The 5,111-nt window shown below is 39.4% G+C and carries 8 protein-coding genes and 1 pseudogene; 2 read left to right on the forward strand and 7 right to left on the reverse strand.

Features of this window, described 5'->3' with window-relative positions; genetic code table 11:
• On the reverse strand, nt 1-1,540 hold a 1,540-nt coding region (locus FFR48_RS25155), incomplete at its 3' end, for a serine/threonine-protein kinase (RefSeq protein ID WP_137669254.1).
• Between the two features lie 537 nt (nt 1,541-2,077).
• Between FFR48_RS25155 and FFR48_RS25160 the strand changes: the two genes are divergently transcribed.
• Together FFR48_RS25160 and FFR48_RS30285 are read left to right on the forward strand one after the other, a co-directional pair.
• Nucleotides 2,078-3,094: a ribose-phosphate pyrophosphokinase gene (locus FFR48_RS25160; protein ID WP_096569656.1), complete on the forward strand. Its 1,017-nt coding sequence runs from the start codon at nt 2,078-2,080 to the stop codon at nt 3,092-3,094.
• A gap of 167 nt (nt 3,095-3,261) precedes the next feature.
• Nucleotides 3,262-3,390 (forward strand): hypothetical protein, encoded by a 129-nt coding sequence (locus FFR48_RS30285; RefSeq protein WP_268932468.1) that lies wholly within the window; start codon nt 3,262-3,264, stop codon nt 3,388-3,390.
• On the opposite strand, the gene FFR48_RS25165 is transcribed toward FFR48_RS30285, so the two are convergent.
• From FFR48_RS25165 to FFR48_RS25180, 6 genes and pseudogenes are all read right to left on the reverse strand, one after another.
• Nucleotides 3,379-3,954 carry an HD domain-containing protein gene (locus FFR48_RS25165; RefSeq protein WP_137669255.1) on the reverse strand — a complete coding sequence of 192 codons (576 nt, stop codon included), beginning with the start codon at nt 3,952-3,954 and terminating at the stop codon, nt 3,379-3,381. The genes FFR48_RS30285 and FFR48_RS25165 overlap by 12 nt on opposite strands.
• A gap of 131 nt (nt 3,955-4,085) precedes the next feature.
• Nucleotides 4,086-4,298: a hypothetical protein gene (locus tag FFR48_RS29135; RefSeq protein ID WP_201277678.1), complete on the reverse strand. Its 213-nt coding sequence runs from the start codon at nt 4,296-4,298 to the stop codon at nt 4,086-4,088.
• A complete protein-coding gene (locus FFR48_RS29710) occupies nt 4,273-4,539 on the reverse strand; it encodes a protein kinase domain-containing protein (RefSeq protein ID WP_236104176.1) in 267 nt (88 codons plus the stop codon). Before FFR48_RS29710 ends, FFR48_RS29135 begins: the two co-directional genes overlap by 26 nt.
• A complete protein-coding gene (locus tag FFR48_RS29715) occupies nt 4,514-4,750 on the reverse strand; it encodes a hypothetical protein (RefSeq protein WP_236104177.1) in 237 nt (78 codons plus the stop codon). The genes FFR48_RS29710 and FFR48_RS29715 overlap by 26 nt, the downstream gene beginning before the upstream one ends.
• On the reverse strand, nt 4,722-4,970 hold the full coding sequence (locus tag FFR48_RS25175; protein ID WP_236104178.1) for a Panacea domain-containing protein: 249 nt from the start codon (nt 4,968-4,970) through the stop codon (nt 4,722-4,724). Before FFR48_RS25175 ends, FFR48_RS29715 begins: the two co-directional genes overlap by 29 nt.
• A gap of 14 nt (nt 4,971-4,984) precedes the next feature.
• Nucleotides 4,985-5,111: pseudogene (locus FFR48_RS25180) on the reverse strand (IS630 family transposase); the annotation flags it as partial.

Genomic DNA, 5,111 nt, shown 5'->3' on the forward strand with positions numbered 1-5,111 from the left:
TGGGGGTGGGGGTTTCGGTGGGTGTAGGTTCAACTGGGTTTTCTAAAGCGATATTCAAACTATAATCACTTTCAGCCACTTCTGTGGACAAAGTTAATTGAATAATGTATTCACCACTATTTGATAAGAGCCCTTGATAAGAAGTAACTCGCTCTGAATCATAACTAATCGGTTGACCATCAGCGGTTAGCACCGCTAACACAACTCCACTTTCTTTGTCAACAGATACAGTTAACTTTTGCCCAACATCACCCGTAAAACTGTATTTAATTATTTCCTGAGCCTTGATAGTATCATCTACCTTAATTGTGTTAGATGTTCCGAATCTCAAACGTTTTGTATAGAAAACAAATTCAGTATTAGTCGGTGTTGGTGTTGGTGTTAATGTTAAATCTGGTGTTGGTGTAGATGTCACACCGGGAATAACAGGAGAAGGAAAACTTTGGGGTGTGGTTGCTTGTTCTGGTGGTGTTTGTGATTGTTGACTGCGAAGAGAATTAACCACTGTCCAAGAACCAAATCCTGCTAAGATTACTACGGCACTGCCAATAGCACCAATAGCTAACGGATTATCTAAGATAGAGCTACTTTGATGCGGTGGAATTACTGGATCAAGTGTGTTGGGTGTTAGTGGTAAAGGATCGGGACGATGACTAACAGCAACAGTTGGCAGATATGATACCTCTGGCTGCGGAATATGCCGTTGCTCCAGAGATTCTAAAGCTGATAATACATCCTTAGCACTTTGATAGCGATCGCCCGGTACATAACTTAACATCCGATTTAAAACTTCAGCAAATCCGTGATTCACTTCTACCCATTGCTGCCAGTTCCAAGTCAGTTGGGTTTCATTAAATAACTCTGCTGGTTCTTTTCCCGTCAACAAAACTATAGCCGTTACCGCTAGTGCATACAAATCACTATTAGGATAAGCTTTACCAGACTGCATTTGTTCACTAGGAGAATAGCCGGGTTTCCCCACCGTTGTCACCGGCTTTTTTTCCGGTGTAGATAACCGTGTAGCTAGTTCTTTCACCACCCCAAAATCAATTAATACAGGTTTTTGATCAATATCCCGTAAAATCAAATTATCCGGCGAAATATCCCGGTGAATAATTCTCTTGTTGTGAATATGCTCCAAAACGGGCAACAAAGAGCATAGCAAGTGTAATACCTCAGCTTCAGTAAAAGCTTGACTTTCAGCGCGACGTTCATTTAACAGGGTGTGATAGGTCTTCCCGCTAATGTAATCTTGCACCAAAAATAAGCGTTGATCTTGGGAAAACTTCTCTCTAAACTTGGGTATTTGCAGATGCTCGATTTGATATAAAGTGGCAGCTTCGCGTTCAAACAACTCCTGTGCCTTTTTTCCACCATAAACACCCGTCTCAGTGAGCATTAATTCTTTAATTGCACAAAGTTCGTTAAAGCGTCTTTCGTCTTCTGCGAGATAGGTTCTACCAAAACCCCCTTGTCCGAGAATGTGAATGATGTGATAACGATTTTGTAGAACAGTACCAACTTTAATGGGTGGTTGCATAATCAATAGAGTAAGTGTAATAGCAACTGAGCTAGAAATTAACTAAAGCATAAACGTGGGAATTGGGAATTGGGAATTGGGAATTGGGAATTGGGAATAGTTGATTAGAAAAAATAAAATTGATTACCTAGTCACCAGTCCCCAGTCCCCAGTCCCCAGTCATGTCAACTGGCATTGATCATTTTCTGTGGGACTGATTAATACTGTTGAAAATTTGAAACAATTTTGAATTTATGTGCAAATAAATTAATCTCAGTGATAAAAGAAACGGTATAATAAGTGATCTACCATAGCAAATTATCAAATATTTGGGTGGTTCATTCCAATTTCCAAAAATGGAACTCTGAAACTATTGATCAAAATAGATGTCAGTATATTCCTCATTGGTTTTTTCTCAGAAGAACTAGAAAATTAGTGAATGTAAGTATATGGAGAAATATTGCAAGTTTGTATAGAAGTTTCAACAAAACTTACAAATGTTTTGTTTAGTCTATCTATGACCGTGAAATCTGCTAAATCTCTGATGATAATATCGCCATGAATGCACATCGAGGATCTGCTGTGCTGAGTTCTGCAACTTTGACAATGCACCCAGTCACCACAGGACTGACTGAAAATCACCGTCTGCGGCTGTTTTCTGGCTCTGCCAATTTACAATTATCCCAAGAAGTCGCTCGTTACCTGGGGATGGACTTGGGTCCGATGATTCGCAAAAGATTTGCGGATGGTGAACTGTATGTTCAAATCCAAGAATCTATTCGCGGTTGTGATGTCTATTTAATCCAGCCAACGTGCCAGCCAGTTAACGACCATTTAATGGAATTACTGATCATGATTGATGCTTGTCGTCGCGCATCTGCACGGCAAATTACCGCAGTAATTCCCTATTATGGTTATGCCCGCGCTGACCGTAAAACCGCAGGACGAGAATCTATCACCGCTAAACTGGTTGCTAACCTGATTACTCAAGCTGGTGCTAGTCGTATTCTCGCAATGGACTTACACGCAGCACAAATACAGGGGTATTTTGACATACCCTTTGATCATGTTTATGGTTCACCCGTGATACTGGATTATTTACAGAGTAAACAACTACATGATGTTGTAGTTGTTTCCCCTGATGTGGGCGGTGTTGCCAGAGCCAGAGCATTTGCCAAAAAATTGAATGATGCACCTCTGGCAATCATTGATAAACGCCGTCAAGCTCACAACGTCGCTGAGGTTTTGAATGTCATCGGTGATGTCAGAGGCAAAACGGCGATTTTAGTAGATGACATGATTGATACAGGCGGAACAATTACAGAAGGGGCGAAATTACTCCGTCAAGAAGGCGCTGGTCAAGTATATGCTTGTGCTACCCATGCCGTATTTTCACCACCAGCGATTGAACGCTTATCCAGTGGCTTATTTGAGGAAGTGATAGTTACTAACACTATTCCTATTCCTGAAAGTAATCGTTTTCCTCAGTTAGTCACGCTGTCAGTTGCTAATTTACTTGGTGAGGCGATTTGGCGGATTCACGAAGATAGTTCATTAAGTAGCTTATTCCGTTAGATGGCGAATTAAATCACCCCCAAGGATGATTTTTATCTGGAGTCGGTAGGGGTTTAGCATTGCTAAACCCTTACATTTATCTTGGGGAATAGGGAATAGGGAATAGGGAATAGGGAATAGGGAATAGGGAATAGGGAATAGGGAATAGTTGATTAAAAAACATAAAATTGATTACCCAGTCCCCAGTCCCCAGCGATGCACTGAGCTTGTCGAAGTGTCCCCAGTCCCCAGTCCCCAGTCCCCAGTCCCCAGTCCCCAGTCCCCAGTCCCCAGTCCCCAGTCACCTACTTTACTAAAGTTTCTAATTCTATTACTACTCGTTCTAATTCTTCTACCAAGGGTATAATTTTAGTATTTTTATTAGTTTTCTTAAAAGCATCTACTAAGGCGCGATAATACCACAAAGTTCCTTCTTTACCTGCTTTAAATCTTTCCCAGACTGCATCACCCATCAAACGATAGTCTTTAAGAATTGATCTAGCATTATAAATTTTATCAGCACAGGAAACCAGCAACACGGAAGGGGAAGCGGTGGGAATATGAGCGAGATATTTTTCTTTGCGTTCTTTCCAAGGGGGTTTAGGGTTGGTGTCTGCGTCGGTGCATCCGTCAACTATTGCGGTGACGTTATCTCCAAAGCGATGACGAATTTCTGCTCTGATGGCTACTCCTCCTTGATCTTCTATGGCATCATGTAATAGTGCGGCGATCGCTTCTTCTTCGTTTGCACCATATTCTAAGGCTATGCTGGCTACTCCTAATAAATGGCTAATATAGGGTACTCCTGAACCTTTTCTGATCTGGGTTGCGTGGAGTTGGTGCGTGTAGGTTAATGCTTGGGTGAATCTTTCTGTTAGCATTTTTTAAATGGGTATTTTCCGTTTGGTGTTGAGGTTTGAAAGGATTGAACCGCGAAGGACGCAAAGGACACGAAGGAAGAAGAAGAAGAGGAGAGGAAGAGAGATTTATTTTTCACAATTTTAATATTTTTTTAATCAATTCTTTGCAATAACCATGAATAAGAACCTATTCTATCTTTCCCAGTACCAGATATTTGCTTACTATCAGATGATAAATAACCTTGATTTTCTCCAAGTCTCCAATAACCAGATAAAATTTTTATTTCTTTTATTATTATTGTAGTTTTATCAGAGTGAATTTTTCCATTAATAGTTATCTTAGCTGTTCCATTCCACCAAATCAATTAATACTGCTTCTGATTTCCCAGAACGTATCATTATATTTTGCGGTTTTATATCTCGATGTAATAATCCATTATTGTGAACTACGGTTAATGCTTCTCCTATTTGCTGAATGTATTTTAATGCTATATCTTCAGATAAAACACCGTGATTTTCTACTAAAGTTCCTAAATTTTCCCCATCAATATATTCCATCACCATACACCACAAATCATCCTCATTTATAACTTCGTAAATTTTCACGATATGGGGATGATTGCATTTGGCTAACTTTATCGCTTTTTCCCGGTAAAGGTTCATAGCGAGAATTTATCGGATATTGATCATCAATTAAATCTTCTAAAATTTGTGCCACACACTCGACAAAATCAGACCTATAAGCTTTGGCAAGTTTTTTAAAAGAACGCTGAAAATTATCAGATTTTTCAATCGAGAAGGGAGTTAAGCCAGTCACGCACTTCTCCTTTTTTAACACGATTTGATGTTTCTGAATTACAAGCATCTTTTAAAACTTGTCTCATTACATCTTTGTAAAATGGATGATCTCTTTCTATCTGATCTAATTTCTCATGTCCTAATGCTTTTAAATCTTCTAATAAAATGACTGTGGTGGAAGCAGCTTGAGGTGGTAAACCTTGACGTGCTTTTTTCCAAGGAAATTCTAAGTGAGTCATAAGCTGTTGTGCAACTAAATCGAATAAACAGCATTACCTTTATTTTTAACTTTGCGCTCCCATTTAATAATAAGACCTCCTTCGTTTAGCAATTTATTTAATAATTCTTCTAACTGTTCTACTGATTCAAATAATCTGTGG

The sequence above is a fragment of the Sphaerospermopsis reniformis genome, assembly GCF_005402885.1.
GTDB lineage: Bacteria > Cyanobacteriota > Cyanobacteriia > Cyanobacteriales > Nostocaceae > Sphaerospermopsis > Sphaerospermopsis kisseleviana.

What these genes read in the sequence shown, in the direction of transcription:
- FFR48_RS25160 (WP_096569656.1), top strand. Translation starts at nt 2,078, where the DNA reads ATGAATGCACATCGAGGATCTGCTGTGCTGAGTTCTGCAACTTTGACA.
- FFR48_RS25165 (WP_137669255.1), bottom strand. Translation starts at nt 3,954, where the DNA reads ATGCTAACAGAAAGATTCACCCAAGCATTAACCTACACGCACCAACTC.
- FFR48_RS25175 (WP_236104178.1), bottom strand. Translation starts at nt 4,970, where the DNA reads ATGACTCACTTAGAATTTCCTTGGAAAAAAGCACGTCAAGGTTTACCA.